13 protein-coding genes are annotated in these 15507 nt (G+C 70.8%); 4 read left to right on the plus strand and 9 right to left on the minus strand.

All coding sequences use genetic code 11. From position 1 onward, the window contains the following. Positions 1 to 10 precede the first annotated feature (10 nt). From pgl to tkt, 5 genes are all read right to left on the minus strand, one after another. Positions 11 to 781: a 6-phosphogluconolactonase gene (pgl, locus tag OHB04_RS32705; protein WP_326691247.1), complete on the minus strand. Its 771-nt coding sequence runs from the start codon at positions 779 to 781 to the stop codon at positions 11 to 13. Next, positions 778 to 1995, minus strand: a complete 1218-nt coding sequence (gene opcA / locus OHB04_RS32710; protein WP_326691248.1) for a glucose-6-phosphate dehydrogenase assembly protein OpcA — start codon at positions 1993 to 1995, stop codon at positions 778 to 780. The genes pgl and opcA overlap by 4 nt, the downstream gene beginning before the upstream one ends. Beyond that, the gene (zwf, locus tag OHB04_RS32715) at positions 1992 to 3518 is read right to left on the minus strand and encodes a glucose-6-phosphate dehydrogenase (protein WP_326691249.1); all 1527 of its coding nucleotides are present in this window, start codon (positions 3516 to 3518) and stop codon (positions 1992 to 1994) included. Before zwf ends, opcA begins: the two co-directional genes overlap by 4 nt. Before the next feature lie 5 nt (positions 3519 to 3523). Next, a complete protein-coding gene (tal, locus tag OHB04_RS32720; protein WP_326691250.1) occupies positions 3524 to 4642 on the minus strand; it encodes a transaldolase in 1119 nt (372 codons plus the stop codon). Between the two features lie 88 nt (positions 4643 to 4730). Further along, a complete protein-coding gene (gene tkt, locus OHB04_RS32725) occupies positions 4731 to 6806 on the minus strand; it encodes a transketolase (RefSeq protein ID WP_326691251.1) in 2076 nt (691 codons plus the stop codon). Between the two features lie 412 nt (positions 6807 to 7218). Between tkt and OHB04_RS32730 the strand changes: the two genes are divergently transcribed. Beyond that, the gene (locus OHB04_RS32730; RefSeq protein ID WP_405803165.1) at positions 7219 to 8178 is read left to right on the plus strand and encodes a heme o synthase; all 960 of its coding nucleotides are present in this window, start codon (positions 7219 to 7221) and stop codon (positions 8176 to 8178) included. 181 nt (positions 8179 to 8359) lie between these two features. Here the strand turns inward: OHB04_RS32730 and OHB04_RS32735 are convergent, their stop codons facing one another. Beyond that, complete coding sequence (locus OHB04_RS32735) at positions 8360 to 8713, minus strand: hypothetical protein (protein ID WP_326691253.1); 354 nt, start codon at positions 8711 to 8713, stop codon at positions 8360 to 8362. Between the two features lie 133 nt (positions 8714 to 8846). Between OHB04_RS32735 and OHB04_RS32740 the strand changes: the two genes are divergently transcribed. Continuing rightward, entirely contained in the window at positions 8847 to 10004 is a 1158-nt protein-coding gene (locus tag OHB04_RS32740; protein WP_326691254.1) for an amidohydrolase, read from the plus strand. Here OHB04_RS32740 and OHB04_RS32745 read toward each other — a convergent pair. The 3 genes from OHB04_RS32745 to OHB04_RS32755 all read right to left on the minus strand — a co-directional run bounded on the left by OHB04_RS32745 (position 9992) and on the right by OHB04_RS32755 (position 13075). Continuing rightward, positions 9992 to 11065 (minus strand): COX15/CtaA family protein, encoded by a 1074-nt coding sequence (locus OHB04_RS32745; RefSeq protein ID WP_326691255.1) that lies wholly within the window; start codon positions 11063 to 11065, stop codon positions 9992 to 9994. The two genes, OHB04_RS32740 and OHB04_RS32745, sit on opposite strands and share 13 nt — an antisense overlap. Before the next feature lie 138 nt (positions 11066 to 11203). Continuing rightward, entirely contained in the window at positions 11204 to 11974 is a 771-nt protein-coding gene (locus OHB04_RS32750; RefSeq protein ID WP_326691256.1) for an ABC transporter permease, read from the minus strand. Positions 11975 to 12148: 174 nt separating this feature from the next. Continuing rightward, positions 12149 to 13075, minus strand: coding sequence for an ABC transporter ATP-binding protein (locus tag OHB04_RS32755; protein ID WP_326691257.1), 927 nt, complete (start codon positions 13073 to 13075; stop codon positions 12149 to 12151). Positions 13076 to 13276: 201 nt separating this feature from the next. Between OHB04_RS32755 and OHB04_RS32760 the strand changes: the two genes are divergently transcribed. Continuing rightward, positions 13277 to 14074, plus strand: coding sequence for a helix-turn-helix transcriptional regulator (locus OHB04_RS32760; RefSeq protein WP_326693027.1), 798 nt, complete (start codon positions 13277 to 13279; stop codon positions 14072 to 14074). Continuing rightward, positions 14071 to 15492: a Fe-S cluster assembly protein SufB gene (gene sufB, locus OHB04_RS32765; RefSeq protein ID WP_326691258.1), complete on the plus strand. Its 1422-nt coding sequence runs from the start codon at positions 14071 to 14073 to the stop codon at positions 15490 to 15492. The genes OHB04_RS32760 and sufB overlap by 4 nt, the downstream gene beginning before the upstream one ends. The last annotated feature ends 15 nt before the right edge of the window (positions 15493 to 15507 follow it).

Below are 15507 nucleotides of genomic sequence, written 5' to 3' on the forward strand. Positions count from 1 at the left end.
GGGGCCGGGGTCAGGGGTGGTGTTTGGCGGCGGCCGGCTCGTCCAGGAGCCAGAGGGTGCGGTCGCGGCCTCGGGCCGCCGCCGCGGGGGCCTGGAGTTCGCCCGGGCCCGAGAGGGCGAGGGCGACCGCGTCGGCCTTGTCCTCGCCCGCCGCGAGCAGCCACACCTCGGAGGCGGCCCGGATCGCGGGGAGCGTGAGGGAGATCCGGGTGGGCGGCGGCTTGGGCGCGCCGTGGACGCCGACCGCCGTCCGCTCCGTCTCGCGCAGCGCCGGGTGTTCGGGGAAGAGCGAGGCGACGTGGGTGTCGGGCCCCACGCCCAGCAGGAGGACGTCGAAGGCGGGGACCATGGGAGCCCTCGCCTGGTCCCCCCGTCGGGCCGCCGCGGCCAGTTCGGCCGCGTACGCCTCGGCCGCCGCCTCCACGTCCCCGCTGTAGGGGCCGTCCGAGGGCGGCATGACGTGGACCCGCGCGGGGTCGAGCGGGACGGCGTCGAGCAGGGCCTCGCGGGCCTGGGTGTGGTTGCGGTCCGGGTGCCCCTCGGGGAGGAACCGCTCGTCGCCCCACCACAGGTCCAGGCGGGACCAGTCGATGGCGCCCCGGGCGCCTGACGCGGCGAGGGCCGCCAGCAGCGCGTTGCCGTTGCGGCCTCCGGTGAGGACGACGGAGGCCGCGCCCCGTGCGGCCTGCGCGTCGGCGACGCGGGTGATCAGGCGCGCGGCGGCGGCCTCGGCCAGCTCCTCCTTGTCGTGGTGTACGAAGACCTCGGGGGCTGCGGTCACTTGTCCGCCGCCTTCTGCGAGGAGCTCGCGGACGGTGCCGCCTTCTTCGAGGAGCTCGCGGACGGTGCCGCCTTCTTCGAGGAGCTTGCGGACGGTGCCGCCTTCTTCGAGGGGCCGGCGGACGACGCCGACGCGGTCTTCTTCGCCGGGGGCTTGCTCTTCCCCGTCTTCCCGTCCCCGTCCCCGTCCCCGCCGCCCTGGGCAGTCGCAGTCGCAGTCGCAGTCGCAGTCGCAGCCGGTGCCGGCGCGGGTGCGGTCGGGGTCGGGTGCGCCGGGTCGGGCGCCGCGAGCTTGTTGACGCCGAAGCTCACAGCTTCCGCGTACGCCTCGTCCGGGTCGAGCCGCCGCAGCTCTTCGGCGATCAGCTCGGCCGTGGTGCGCCGCTGGAGGGCGACGTGCCGGTCGGGCTGGCCGGGGACGGCCAGTTCCGCGAGGGCGCCGTTGGCGCGGTCCAGACAGATCTGGCCGTCGGCGGTCTCCAGGCGGACGGCGGTGATGCCGGGGCCCTCGGAGATGCGCCGCTCGACGGGGATCCGCAGCCGCTCGGCCAGCCACAGCGCGAGCAGTTCGCTGGAGGGGTTGTACTCCTCGCCCTCGATCACCGCCGAGTGCAGCGTGGAGTGCTTCTGGTCCAGCGAGGCGGCCAGCATGCTGCGCCAGGGAGTGATGCGGGTCCAGGACAGGTCCGTGTCACCGGGCGCGTAGGTGGAGGCGCGCAGACTGAGCGCGCCGACCGGGTCCTCGGTGGCCGCCGCGTCGGTGATGCGGCGCTGGGCGAGCTTGCCCAGGGCGTCCTCGGCCGGGTTCTCGGGGGCGTTCTCCGGCCACCACACGACCACCGGCGCGTCCGGCAGCAGCAGCGGCAGGACGACGCTGTGGGAGTGCGAGGCGAGTTCGCCGTGCAGGCGAAGGATGACCGTCTCGCCGGAGCCCGCCTCGCGGGCGTCGGTGCCGACGCGGACCTCGGCGTCGAGGCGGTGCTGTGCCCGGTCGCGGGGTGAGCGCCCGGGGCGGCGCACCACGACGAGGATGCGCGAGGGGTGCTCCCTGGAGGCGCCGCTGGCGGCCTTGAGCGCGTCGTAGTGGTTGCCTTCGTCGGTGACGATGACAAGGGTGAGCACCATGCCGGTGGCCGGTGAGCCGAGGGATCGGCGCGCCTTGACCAGTTCGGCGTTGATGCGGCTGGACGTGGTGTCCGTGAGGTCGATGTTCATGGCCGGCGCCAGCTCCGTCCGTCGCGTGCGAGCATCTCGTCGGCTGCCTGGGGCCCCCAGGTCCCGGCGGGGTACTGCTCGGGCTTGCCGTGCTTGTCCCAGTACTCCTCGACGGGGTCGAGGATCTCCCAGGAACGCTCGACCTCCTGGTGCCGCGGGAAGAGGTTCGCGTCGCCCAGCAGGACGTCGAGGAGGAGGCGTTCGTACGCCTCGGGGCTGGACTCGGTGAAGGACTCGCCGTAGGCGAAGTCCATGGTCACGTCGCGGATCTCCATCTGGGTGCCGGGCACCTTGGAGCCGAAGCGGATCGTGACGCCCTCGTCCGGCTGGACGCGGATGACCAGCGCGTTCTGACCCAGCTCCTGGGTTTCGGTGGCGTCGAAGGGGGAGTGCGGCGCCCGCTGGAACATGACGGCGATCTCGGTGACGCGGCGGCCCAGACGCTTGCCCGTGCGCAGATAGAAGGGGACGCCTGCCCAGCGGCGATTGTCGATCTCCAGCTTGACCGCCGCGTAGGTGTCGGTCTTCGACTTGGGGTCGATGCCGTCCTCGTCGAGGTAGCCGGGCACCTTCTCGCCGCCCTGCCAGCCCGCGGCGTACTGGCCGCGCACCGTGTGCTTGCCCAGATCCTTGGGCAGCCGCACGGAGTTGAGGACCTTCAGCTTCTCGGTCAGCAGCGCCTTGGCGTCGAAGGAGGTGGGCTCCTCCATGGCGGTCAGGGCGAGGAGCTGGAGGAGGTGGTTCTGGATGACGTCACGGGCCGAGCCGATGCCGTCGTAGTATCCGGCGCGACCGCCGATGCCGATGTCCTCGGCCATGGTGATCTGTACGTGGTCGACGTAGCCGCGGTTCCACAGCGGCTCGAACATCGTGTTGGCGAAGCGGACGGCCAGGATGTTCTGGACCGTCTCCTTGCCGAGGTAGTGGTCGATGCGGAAGACCTCGGCAGGCTTGAACACCTCGTGGACGACGGAGTTCAGGTCCTGCGCGGACTTCAGGTCGTGCCCGAACGGCTTCTCGATGACGGCGCGGCGCCAGGAGTCGGGGCCGGAGTCGGACAGCCCGTGCTTCTTGAGCTGGGAGACGACGGTGGGGAAGAACTTGGGCGGCACAGAGAGGTAGAAGGCGAAGTTGCCGCCGGTGCCGCGCGACTTGTCCAGCTCGTCGATGGTGGCCTTGAGCGTCTCGAAGGCGTGGTCGTCGTGGAACTCGCCCGACACGAAGCGCATGCCCTCGGCGAGCTGCTGCCAGACCTCCTCGCGGAAGGTGGTGCGCGCGTGCTCCTTGACGGCGTCGTGCACGACCTGTGCGAAGTCCTCGTCCTCCCAGTCGCGCCGGGCGAAGCCCACGAGGGAGAACCCCGGGGGGAGAAGGCCGCGGTTGGCGAGATCGTAGACGGCAGGCATCAGCTTTTTACGTGACAAATCACCCGTGACGCCAAAGATGACCAGACCCGACGGCCCCGCGATACGCGGGAGCCGACGGTCCTGGGCGTCACGCAGCGGGTTGGCTGCGCTGCTCAATTCGCTTACGCCTCCTTCGGGGCGAGGCGCTGAAGCTCGGCCTCGGTGGACTTCAGCAGGTCGTTCCAGGCGTCCTCGAACTTCTGCACGCCCTCGTCCTCCAGCACCTTCACGACGTCGTCGTAGGAGATGCCGAGCTTGGCGATGCCGTCCAGAACGGCCTGCGCCTCCTCGTAGGTGCCGCGGACCGCGTCACCGGCGATCTCGCCGTGGTCGGCGGTGGCCTCCAGCGTGGCCTCCGGCATGGTGTTGACCGTGTTCGGCGCCACCAGCTCCGTGACGTAGAGCGTGTCCGGCAGCTCCGGGTCCTTCACGCCGGTGGAGGCCCACAGGGGGCGCTGCTGGTTGGCGCCGGAGCGCTCCAGCTCCTGCCAGCGGTCGGAGGCGATGACCTGCTCGTACGCCTGGTAGGCGAGCCGGGCGTTGGCGATGGCCGACTTGCTCTTCAGCTGCTTGGCCTGGTCCGTGCCGACGGCGGCGAGCCGCTTGTCGATCTCGGAGTCCACGCGGGAGACGAAGAACGAGGCCACCGAGTGGATCTGCGAGAGATCCAGGCCCAGGGCCTTGGCCTTCTCCAGGCCCGCCAGGTAGGCGTCCATCACGGCGCGGTAGCGCTCCAGGGAGAAGATCAGCGTGACGTTGACGCTGATGCCCTTGCCGATGGTCTCGGTGATCGCCGGCAGGCCCGCCTCGGTCGCCGGGATCTTGATGAAGGTGTTCGGACGGTCCACCAGCCACGCCAGCTGCCGGGCCTCGGCCACCGTGGCGCGGGTGTTGTGCGCCAGGCGCGGGTCGACCTCGATGGAGACCCGTCCGTCCTTGCCGTCGGTGGCGTCGAAGACCGGGCGCAGCACGTCGGCCGCGTCCCGGACGTCCGCCGTGGTGATCATGCGGAGGGCCTCTTCGACGGAGACCCGGCGCGCCGCCAGATCGGCCACCTGCTGCTCGTAGCCGTCACCGGCCGAGATGGCCTTCTGGAAGATCGACGGGTTGGTGGTGACACCCACCACGTGCTGCTCGTCGATCAGCTCGCCGAGGCCGCCCGACGTGATGCGCTTGCGCGACAGGTCGTCCAGCCAGATCGCGACGCCTTCGTCGGAGAGGCGCTTGAGTGCGTCTGTCATGGGGTTTGCATCTCCTGTGCTCGTTGAAGCTTTCTGTTGTGCCGCCGGCACCGGCCCGTCGACGACGGAGCCGGCGCCCGCGGCGCGGTCACCGTGCCGCGTCTGCCAGCGACTCCTTCGCCGCCAGCTGTACGGCCTCGACGGTGAGGCCGAACTCGCGGAAGAGGTCCTTGCCGTCGGCCGAGGCGCCGAAGTGCTCCAGCGACACGATCCGGCCGGCCTCGCCCACGTAGCGGTGCCAGGTCAGGCCCACGCCCGCCTCGACGGCGACCCGCGCCTTGACGGCGGGCGGGATCACGCTGTCGCGGTAGGACTGCTCCTGCTCCTCGAACCACTCGACACACGGCATGGACACCACGCGGGTGGGCACACCCTGCGCCTGGAGCCGCTCGCGCGCCTCGACGGCGAGCTGCACCTCGGAACCGGTACCGATGAGGACGACCTGCGCGTTGCCGCCCTCGGCGTCGAACAGGACGTAACCGCCCCTGGACGCCGCCGGGTTGGACTCGTACGTCGGCACTCCCTGACGGGTGAGCGCGATGCCGTGCGGGGCCGGCTTCTTGTCGTGGCGGCGCAGGATCTCCGCCCAGACCGTCGCCGTCTCATTGGCGTCGGCGGGGCGCACGATGTTCAGGCCGGGGATGGCGCGCAGGGCCGAGAGGTGCTCGACCGGCTGGTGCGTGGGGCCGTCCTCGCCCAGGCCGATGGAGTCGTGCGTCCACACGTAGGTGACGGGCGCCTTCATCAGCGCGGCCAGGCGCACGGCCGGGCGCATGTAGTCGGAGAACACCAGGAAGGTGCCGCCGTAGATACGCGTGTTGCCGTGCAGCGCGATGCCGTTCATGGTCGAGCCCATGGCGTGCTCGCGGATGCCCCAGTGGACCGTACGGCCGTAGCGGTCGGCGCCGGGCAGCGGGTTGCCCTCCGGGAGGAAGGAGGTGTCGGCGAACGTGGTGTTGTTCGAGCCCGCGAGGTCGGCGGAGCCGCCCCACAGTTCGGGGACGACCGGGCCGAGCGCCTTGAGGACGCTGCCGGATGCCTTGCGGGTGGCGACCGACTCGCCGGCGGGGAAGGAAGGCAGTGCCTCTTCCCAGCCGTCGGGCAGGCGGCCGGCGCTGATCCGGTCGAACTCGACGGCGCGCTGCGGGTTGGCGGCGCGCCACTCGTCGAGCCGCTTGTCCCACGCGGCGTGCGCCTCGCGGCCCCGGTCACCGGCCTTGCGCACGTGGGCCATGACCTCGTCGGAGATGAAGAAGTGCTTCTCCGGGTCGAAGCCCAGCACCTTCTTGGTGGCCGCGACCTCGTCCTCGCCCAGCGCCGAGCCGTGTGCCGCCTCGGTGTTCTGGGCGTGGGGGGCCGGCCAGGCGATGATGGAGCGCGCCGCGATGAACGAGGGGCGCTCCGTCTCGGCCCGCGCCGCCTTCAGCGCCTGGTAGAGCGCCTTCGGGTCCAGGTCGCCGTTCTCCAGCTGCTCGACGCGCTGCACGTGCCAGCCGTACGCCTCGTAGCGCAGAAGCGTGTCCTCGGAGATGGCGGTCTCGGTGTCGCCCTCGATCGAGATGTGGTTGTCGTCCCACAGCACGACGAGGTTGCCGAGCTTCTGGTGGCCCGCGAGCGAGGACGCCTCGGAGGAGATGCCCTCCTCCAGGTCGCCGTCACCGGCGACGACCCAGACCGTGTGGTCGAACGGCGACTCGCCGGTCGGGGCCTCGGGGTCGAACAGCCCACGCTCGTAGCGGGCGGCCATCGCCATGCCCACGGCGTTTGCGACGCCCTGGCCCAGCGGCCCCGTCGTCGTCTCCACGCCGACGGTGTGGCCGTACTCGGGGTGGCCGGGGGTGCGGCTGCCCCAGGTGCGGAACGCCTTCAGGTCATCCAGCTCCAGGCCGTAGCCGGCGAGGAAGAGCTGGATGTACTGGGTGAGGCTGGAGTGCCCGGCGGAGAGGACGAAGCGGTCGCGCCCCTTCCACTCCGGATCGGTCGGATCGTGGCGCATCAGCTTCTGGTAGAGCAGGTACGCGACGGGAGCCAGGCTCATGGCCGTACCGGGATGGCCGTTGCCGACCTTCTGCACGGAATCCATGGCCAGGACTCTCACGGTGTCCACGGCCTGCTGGTCCAGATCGGTCCACTCAAGATCTGTGGTGGTCGGCTTGGTGCTCACCCTGCGTCAGGGCTCCTCTCCACATGTTCGATGGCCGGTGTGTGCGCTCACCGGGCGGTGTCGAGCGTACCTCTGCCGGGACGTGCGGCTTTTCGCGTGTTCACTGTCCGGTCGCCTCCCGCGCCTGGGCCGCCATCCAGGAAAACGAGGGAAGGAAATGTGCTATTCCCACCGGTTGGCCGTGCCGGGCACGGCACGCCTCTCCAGGCTGCCGCGTGTGCCCCCGTTCCGCCTGTCGAACACGGACCGTCCACCGAACACGGACCGTCTGCCGGATGGCGAAGGAAGCCAACACGAGCGACCCCCCATGACAGGCGATGTATCGCCAACGTCTAAAGTGGCTTGGTACGCGCGAGCTTGGCCGGGCCTGCACATTTCGTGCGGCACGGGCCCGACAGCTCGCTGGTTCCTTATGAGGCGATCAGAGGTGTCCGTGACGGCCGTCGAAACCCGTCCAGCGGGGGCGCTGGACAGCAGCGGCCACCGGCCGTTCGGGGCCCGCGTGAAGGCGTTCATCGAGCTGACCAAGCCGCGGATCATCGAGTTGCTCCTCATGACCACCATCCCGGTCATGTTCCTCGCGGCGCAAGGTGTCCCCGACCTCAAGCTCGTGCTGATCACCTGCCTCGGCGGTTATCTGTCCGCGGGCGGCGCCAGCGCGCTGAACATGTACATCGACCGGGACATCGACGCGCTGATGCACCGCACCGAGCAGCGCCCCCTGGTCACCGGAATGGTCAGTCCGCGCGAGTGCCTGGTCTTCGGCATCAGCCTCGCCATCGTCTCCACCCTGCTGTTCGGGCTGCTGGTCAACTGGCTGTCCGCGGCACTGGCGTTGGGCGCGCTCCTCTTCTACGTCGTCGTCTACACGATGATCCTCAAGCGGCGCACCTCCCAGAACATCGTCTGGGGCGGCATCGCGGGCTGCATGCCCGTCCTCATCGGCTGGTCCTCGGTCACGAACGACGTCAGCTGGGCGGCCGTCATCCTCTTCCTGGTGATCTTCTTCTGGACGCCGCCGCACTACTGGCCGCTGTCCATGAAGGTCAAGGAGGACTACCAGCGGGCCGGAGTGCCGATGCTGCCGGCCATCGCCAGCAACGTCACCGTCGCCACCCAGATCGTCGTCTACAGCTGGGTGATGGTGCTCGTCTCCCTGCTGCTGTGGCCGCTGGGCTACGTCGGCTGGTTCTACCCGCTGGTCGCGGTCCTGGCGGGCGGGCTGTGGCTCTGGGAGGCGCACGCGCTGCGCTCGCGCGCCCGTGCGGGGCTGACCGGGGCCAAGCTCAAGGAGATGCGGCTCTTCCACTGGTCGATCACCTACGTCTCGCTGGTCTTCATCGCCGTGGCGGTCGACCCCTTCCTGCGCTGAGCCCCGCACCGCGCTTCGCGGCACGCACGGCCTCGCGTACACGCTTTCTCGCACACGACCTTCACGTAAACGGCCCTCGCGTACACGGCCTCGCGAACCCGACCCCGCGTACACACGCACTCCGGCCCCTCCCGCTCGGCGCGGGCAGGGGCCGGAGTGCGTGGTGCCGTCCTGCGGGGTGCTATGTGCTCGCCGGGTTTGCGAGGTTCGTGGGATTCGCAGGGTTCGCGGGGCCGCCGATCTGGACGCCGGCCATCCGCTCCCACTCGTAGGGGCCGGTGCGCACCCGCTCGGCCAGCTCGCTGTCGAAGTTCTCCTTGAGCGCGATCCCGGCCCGCTCCGCGGCGTCCTCGGCGACATCGCGGGACGGGGCCATCAGGTCGCCCCAGCCGCCGTCCGCACCGACCAGGACGATACGGAAACCGGCCTCGCCCACATAGGCGATCTGTCCCTCGGCGCTGCCGCCGTGCCGCCCGGCGAAGGCGCTGATCTGCTTGGCGAGCCGGGCCGCCCGCCTGCTGTTGTCTGCTGCCATGACGCTGATGCTACCGGCGGGTAAGCGAACAGGCGAGGGGCCCGAGCTCCCCGTACGGCTGCGGCCCGGCTCCGGCCCGCGACCGCGACCTGAGCGACCTTCGGACGTTAACCAGCGGGGGAGAGGAGGGCGGATGGCTGCTGTCTCACGGGAAGCGCTCTCTCGGGCACCGTTCCTCCGCGGACCGATCATCGACCAGTACGCCCGCGGTGTAGTGCACACAGAGCTGGGGCTGCGGACCTTCGAGACCCGGCTGGCGGCGGCCACCCGCTGCGGCACACCGGTGCACGGCACCTTCTACGACAGCCCGCACGGGCTCGCGCTGCGCCGCTGGTGCCCGCCGCTGCTCGGCCTGGAGCCGCACTGCTCGCCGGTCCGGTATCTGGCACGGCGCCGCGAGCTGGGGGCCTACGCCGCCTCCCGGGCACTGCTGCGGGGTAGCGGAATCGGCTGCTTCCTGATGGCGGATTCCGGTGGCGCACCGGATGAGGGCCGCGCACCGGATGAGGGCCGCGCACCGGGTGAAGGCTGGGCGACGGGAGAACGCGCCGCACCGGATGAGGACGCGGACGGGGGGCTGTGCTCGCCGGGGGAACTGGCCGCCGCCTCCGGCACGCGGGTGGGCGAAAGCGTCCGGCTGGAGGCGCTGGCCGCGCAGGTCGCCGATACGTCGGGGACCGTGCGCGGCTTCGTCGCCAACGCCGCCGAGGCCCTGTACGGGGCGGCGGAGCGGGCCGTGGCCTTTCTCTGTGAGGCGGCCTTCCTGGAGGGCGAGCCGCCCGGCCCGCAGGAGGTGCACCGGGCGGCGGGCAGATGGCTGCGGACGAGACCCGCCGGGGGAGCGCCGAGCGGGGAGCCCGCGCTGCTGCGCCATCTGGTGTGGAGCGCGCTCGTCACGGGGCGGGCCGTGCAGCTGCGCTGCGACGATCCAGGGCCGCTGGCCCGCTTTCTGCGGGCGACGGCGGGACGCGGACCGGAGGTGGTCCTGCTGCCCCGGGCCCCGCACCACAGGGCCGCCGCGCGGCTGGCCGCTGTCTTCCCGCACGTGTACGCGGATGTGGGGCCCTGCCCGGCCGGGACGCTGGCCGAGGCCCCCTTCGGCAAGCTGCTCTTCTCCTCCGGCGCCCGCACGCTTCCCGAGCTGTACGTCGTGCGGGCGCGTGCCTTCACCGCGGAGATGGAGCGGCTGCTGTCAGGGTGGACGCGCGAGGGGGTGTGCTCCCGCGTGGACGCCGTCCGAATCGCCGGACGGATCGCTCACGGGAACGCACGCCGGCTCTACCGGCTGTGAGCGGGTGAGGCATCCGGTGCTTCGGGAACTTCCGCTGCATCCGGTTCGACGGGCTTTTCCGCGGCATCCGGTACATCGGATCGCTCCTGGCCGACGGCGGGCGCCGGTACGGTCGCCTTCGCGGTCTGTGGCAGCCCGCGCTCCCGCATCGACATCAGCACGCGCAGTGCGCCGACCCACACCACCGTCGAGCCCAGCAGGTGCAGCGCGACGAGGACCTCCGGCATGTCAGTGAAGTACTGGACGTAGCCGATGACGCCCTGCGCGAGCAGGACGAGCAGGAAGGTGCGGGTGGCCCGCCGGGGCCCGGCGGGCGCGTCGACGGCGCGCAGGACGAACCACAGCGCCAGCGTCAGCACGATCACGATCCAGGCGAAGGCGCCGTGCGTCTGCGCGGCCAGCTTCACCTCGATGGGCATGCGCGGGACCTCGCTGCTGTCGCCCGCGTGCGGCCCCGCGCCGGTGACGACGGTGCCCGCGGCGACGAGGAGGCCCGAGAAGACGACCAGCACGGCCGCCAGCTTCTTGACCGGCTTGCCGACCAGCGGCCTGGGCGGGGTGTCGCCCTCGCGGACGCGCATCCAGGTCAAGGCGGTGACGGTCAGCAACGCCATGGCCGCCAGGAAGTGCCCGGCGACGGTGTAGGGGTTCAGCTCGGTGAGCACGGTGATCCCGCCGACCACGCCGTTGCTCATCACCAGCCAGAACTGCGACCAGGCGAGCTTGCTGAGGCCCCGGCGCGCCGGCTTGGCGGAGCGCACCGCGATGATCGTCCAGCCGACGGCGGCCGAGAGCACCCACGTCAGCATCCGGTTGCTGAATTCGATCGCGCCGTGGATGCCCATCTCCGAGGTGGCCGTCAGGCTCTCGCTGCTGCACTTGGGCCACGTCTCGCATCCCAGCCCCGAGCCGGTGAGCCGCACGGCCCCGCCCGTCAGCACGATGAAGACACTCATCAAGAGCGCGGAGGAGGCCGCGCGCTGGAGAGTGCGCTGCGTGGGCGTCCAGCGCGCGGCGATGTACGCGATGGGGTTACGTACGACTTCGAGCAGATTCGGCACGGAGACATCGTAGGGCGCCGCTTGTGCGCGCTTTCACGAGGGGCCCGCCGGAACGCCTTTCCCCTGCGGAGCCCGGACTTGCTCCCACGTGAGCCCGGGTTACTGTCACTTGAAGCCGGGCTACTCCCACTTGAGCTGCTACTCCCACTTGAAGAAGCGCGCGGCGGTGCCCAGGCCGAGCACGGCCCAGACCGCCAGGATCGCCAGGTCGCCCCACGGAACGCCGGCGCCGTGCTGGAGCACGTCGCGCAGCCCGTCCGAGAGCGCGGAGATGGGCAGCAGGTGCAGCACGTCCTGTGCGGGGCCGGGGAACTTGTCCAGCGGGACGACGACGCCGCCGCCGACCAGCAGCAGGATGAAGAGGAGGTTGGCGCCCGCGAGGGTCGCCTCGGCCTTCAGCGTCCCCGCCATGAGCAGGCCGAGCCCGGAGAAGGTCGCCGTGCCCAGCAGGAGCAGGAGCACCACCGTGGCCGGATTCCCGTGCGGCGACCAGCCCAGCGCGAAGGCGACGACGCTCAGCAACGCCACCTGGAGCACCTCGATGACCAGGACGGAGCAGGTCTTCGCCGTCATCAGGCCCCAGCGGGGCAGCGGGGAGGCGCCCAGCCGCTTCAGCACGCCGTAGCGGCGCTCGAAGCCGGTGGAGATGGCCTGTCCGGTGAAGGCCGTGGACAGCACGGCCAGCGCCAGGATGCCGGGCGCCAGGAAGTCGACCCGTGAGCCCTTGCCGGTGTCGACGATGTCGACGGCGCCGAAGAGCACCAGCAGCAGCGTCGGGATGATGACGGTCAGCAGCAGCTGCTCGCCGTTGCGCAGCAGCGTCCGCGTCTCCAGCGTCGCCTGTGCCCGCACCATTCGCCCCAGCGGCGCGGCGCCGGGCGCGGGTGCGTACGTCCCGTGAGCGCTCATGACCGCAGCTCCTTCCCCGTCAGCTCCAGGCTGCGTTTCCCCGGGGGGCGACCCCCGGACCCCCGGCCGGGGCAGGCGTACCGCCTCATGACCGCAGCTCCTTCCCCGTCAGCTCCAGGCTGCGTTTCCCCGGGGGGCGACCCCCGGACCCCCGGCCGGGGCAGGCGTACCGCCTCATGACCGCAGCTCCTTCCCCGTCAGCTCCAGGAAGACGTCCTCAAGGGTTCGGCGCTCCACCGAGATGCGGTCGGGCAGGACGCCGTTCTGCGCGCACCAGGAGGTGACGGTTGCGAGCAGTTGGGGGTCGACCGTGCCGGTCAGGCGGTAGCTTCCCGGGCTCAGCTCGATCGCCGCGGTCCCGGAAGGGAGGGCCTTCAGCAGGGAGTTGAGGTCGAGGCCGGGCCGGCCTCCGAAGCGCAGGGTGTTCTCCGCGCCGCCCTTGCACAGCTCCTCGGGCGAGCCCTGGGCGATGACCTTGCCGCCGTCGACGATCGCCACGTCGTCGGACAGCTCCTCGGCCTCCTCCATGTGGTGCGTGGTCAGCAGCACCGTCACGCCGTCCGCGCGCAGGTCGCGCACCAGGTCCCAGGTGGCGTGCCGGGCCTGGGGGTCCAGACCCGCCGTCGGCTCGTCCAGGAAGACCAGCTCGGGGCGGCCGACCAGGGCCAGTGCGAGCGCGAGCCGCTGCTGCTGGCCGCCGGAGAGCCTGCGGTAGGGCGTACGGCCGCAGCTGCCCAGCCCGAGCCGTTCGATCAGCGCGGGCACCTCCAGCGGGTGCGCGTGCAGGGTCGCCATGTGGCGGAGCGTCTCCTCCGCACGGGCCGTGGGGTAGATTCCGCCGCTTTGGAGCATCACCCCGATACGGGGGCGCAGCTCGGAGCCCTGAGTGACCGGGTCGAGGCCGAGGACCCGCACGGTCCCGGCATCCGGGCGCCGGTAGCCCTCGCAGGTCTCGATGGTGGTGGTCTTACCCGCTCCATTGGGGCCCAGGAAGGCGGTGACGGTGCCGCGCGCGACGGTCAGGTCGAGTGCGTCGACGGCGGTCTTGCTTCCGTACCTCTTCACCAGCCCGGCGACCTCCACAGCCGCTGAACTTCGCATGCCAGGCAGTCTAAGGAGCCGTACGCCGGCTCCTTCCCCGGGGCCGGGGCCGGGGCGGCCGACCGCCAGGTCTGCTACTTAGGTCTGCCTTACGTGATACACCCCATTGCGGCTGGTCATGGGCACCGCTTGCCGGGTCCGCCGGAATTAAGCAACAATGGCGTTGTGAAAAAGAGGGACGAGGCTCGGGAGGACCGCACGATGGCCGCACAGGCCACCGGCGGCTCAGCCGTGCCCGCGCCCCAGGATGAACAGAACGGCACGAGGGACAGGGTCGCCCGCTCCATTCTCGACCACGGCCCGTCCACAGCGGCCGAGCTGGCGCTGCGCCTGGAGCTGACCCAGGCGGCCGTCCGCAGGCATCTGGACGCGCTCGCGGCCGAGGGTGTCGTGGAGCCCCGTGAGAAGCGGGTCTACGGCTCCCGGGGCAGGGGCCGCCCCGCCAAGGTCTTCGCCCTGACGGACTGCGGCCGGGACGCCTTCGACCAGGCATACGACCAGCTCGCGGCCGACGCCCTCCGGTGGATCGCCCAGACCGCCGGAGGAGGCGAGGTCGGAGAGGCCGCAGTGGCGGCCTTCGCCCGCGCCCGGATCGCGGCACAGGCCGAGAAGTACCACGCGGCGCTGGAGAGCGCCGCGCCCGAAGACCGCACCAGGGCGCTGGCCGAGGCCTTGACGCAGGACGGGTACGCTGCCACGGCGCGCGCCGCGCCCGCCCAGGCGGGCGAGCAGCTGTGCCAGCACCACTGCCCGGTGGCGCACACCGCCGAGCAGTTCCCGCAGCTCTGCGAGGCGGAGACCGAGGTCTTCTCCCGTCTGCTCGGAACCCACGTCCAGCGCCTGGCGACCATCGCCCACGGGGACGGGGTGTGCACCACCTTCATTCCCGGAGCGCAGCCGAAGCCCTCGGCGAGCTCAGCAAGCCCCTCGAAGACCAGCAACGCCAGCACCACCAGCAACGCCACCAAAGCGAACCAGGCCGGGAGGAACCCCGCATGACCGCTCCTACAGAGACTGCTCACCCCGAGCTCGACGGGCTGGGCAAGTACGAGTACGGCTGGGCCGACTCCGACGCCGCGGGCGCCGCAGCCAAGCGGGGCCTGTCCGAGGACGTCGTCCGCGACATCTCCGGCAAGAAGAACGAGCCCGACTGGATGCTGAAGCTGCGGCTCAAGGGCCACAAGCTCTTCCAGAAGAAGCCCATGCCGAACTGGGGCTCGGACCTGTCGGGCATCGACTTCGACAACATCAAGTACTTCGTACGGTCCACGGAGAAGCAGGCCCAGTCCTGGGAGGACCTCCCCGAGGACATCAAGAACACCTACGACAAGCTCGGCATCCCCGAGGCGGAGAAGCAGCGCCTGGTCGCCGGTGTCGCCGCGCAGTACGAGTCCGAGGTCGTCTACCACCAGATCCGCGAGGACCTGGAGGAGAAGGGTGTCCTCTTCCTGGACACCGACACGGCCCTGCGTGAGCACCCGGAGCTGTTCCAGGAGCACTTCGGCACCGTCATCCCGGCCGGTGACAACAAGTTCGCCGCGCTGAACACCGCGGTGTGGTCCGGCGGCTCCTTCATCTACGTCCCGCCGGGCGTGCACGTCGACATCCCGCTCCAGGCCTACTTCCGGATCAACACCGAGAACATGGGCCAGTTCGAGCGGACGCTGATCATCGTCGACGAGGACGCGTACGTGCACTACGTCGAGGGCTGCACCGCGCCGATCTACGACTCGGACTCGCTGCACTCGGCCGTCGTCGAGATCATCGTCAAGAAGGGCGGCCGTTGCCGCTACACGACGATCCAGAACTGGTCGAACAACGTCTACAACCTGGTCACCAAGCGTGCCGTCGCCTACGAGGGCGCCACGATGGAGTGGGTCGACGGCAACCTCGGCTCCAAGGTGACGATGAAGTACCCGGCGGTCTACCTCATGGGTGAGCACGCCAAGGGCGAGACGCTGTCCGTCGCCTTCGCCGGCGAGGGCCAGCACCAGGACGCCGGCGCCAAGATGGTGCACATGGCGCCCCGCACCTCCTCCAACATCGTCTCCAAGTCGGTGGCCCGCGGCGGTGGCCGTACCTCCTACCGCGGTCTGATCGAGATCGGCGAGGGCGCGGAGGGCTCGAAGTCCAACGTGCTGTGCGACGCGCTGCTGGTGGACACCATCTCGCGCTCCGACACCTACCCCTACGTCGACGTCCGCGAGGACGACGTGACGATGGGCCACGAGGCCACGGTCTCCAAGGTGAGCGACGACCAGCTCTTCTACCTGATGAGCCGCGGTCTGTCCGAGGACGAGGCGATGGCGATGATCGTGCGCGGCTTCGTCGAGCCGATCGCCAAGGAGCTGCCCATGGAGTACGCGCTGGAGCTGAACCGGTTGATCGAGCTCCAGATGGAAGGGGCGGTGGGCTGACCCCCGGCCGCACCA

The organism is Streptomyces sp. NBC_01775 (assembly GCF_035917675.1).
Taxonomy (GTDB): Bacteria; Actinomycetota; Actinomycetes; order Streptomycetales; family Streptomycetaceae; genus Streptomyces.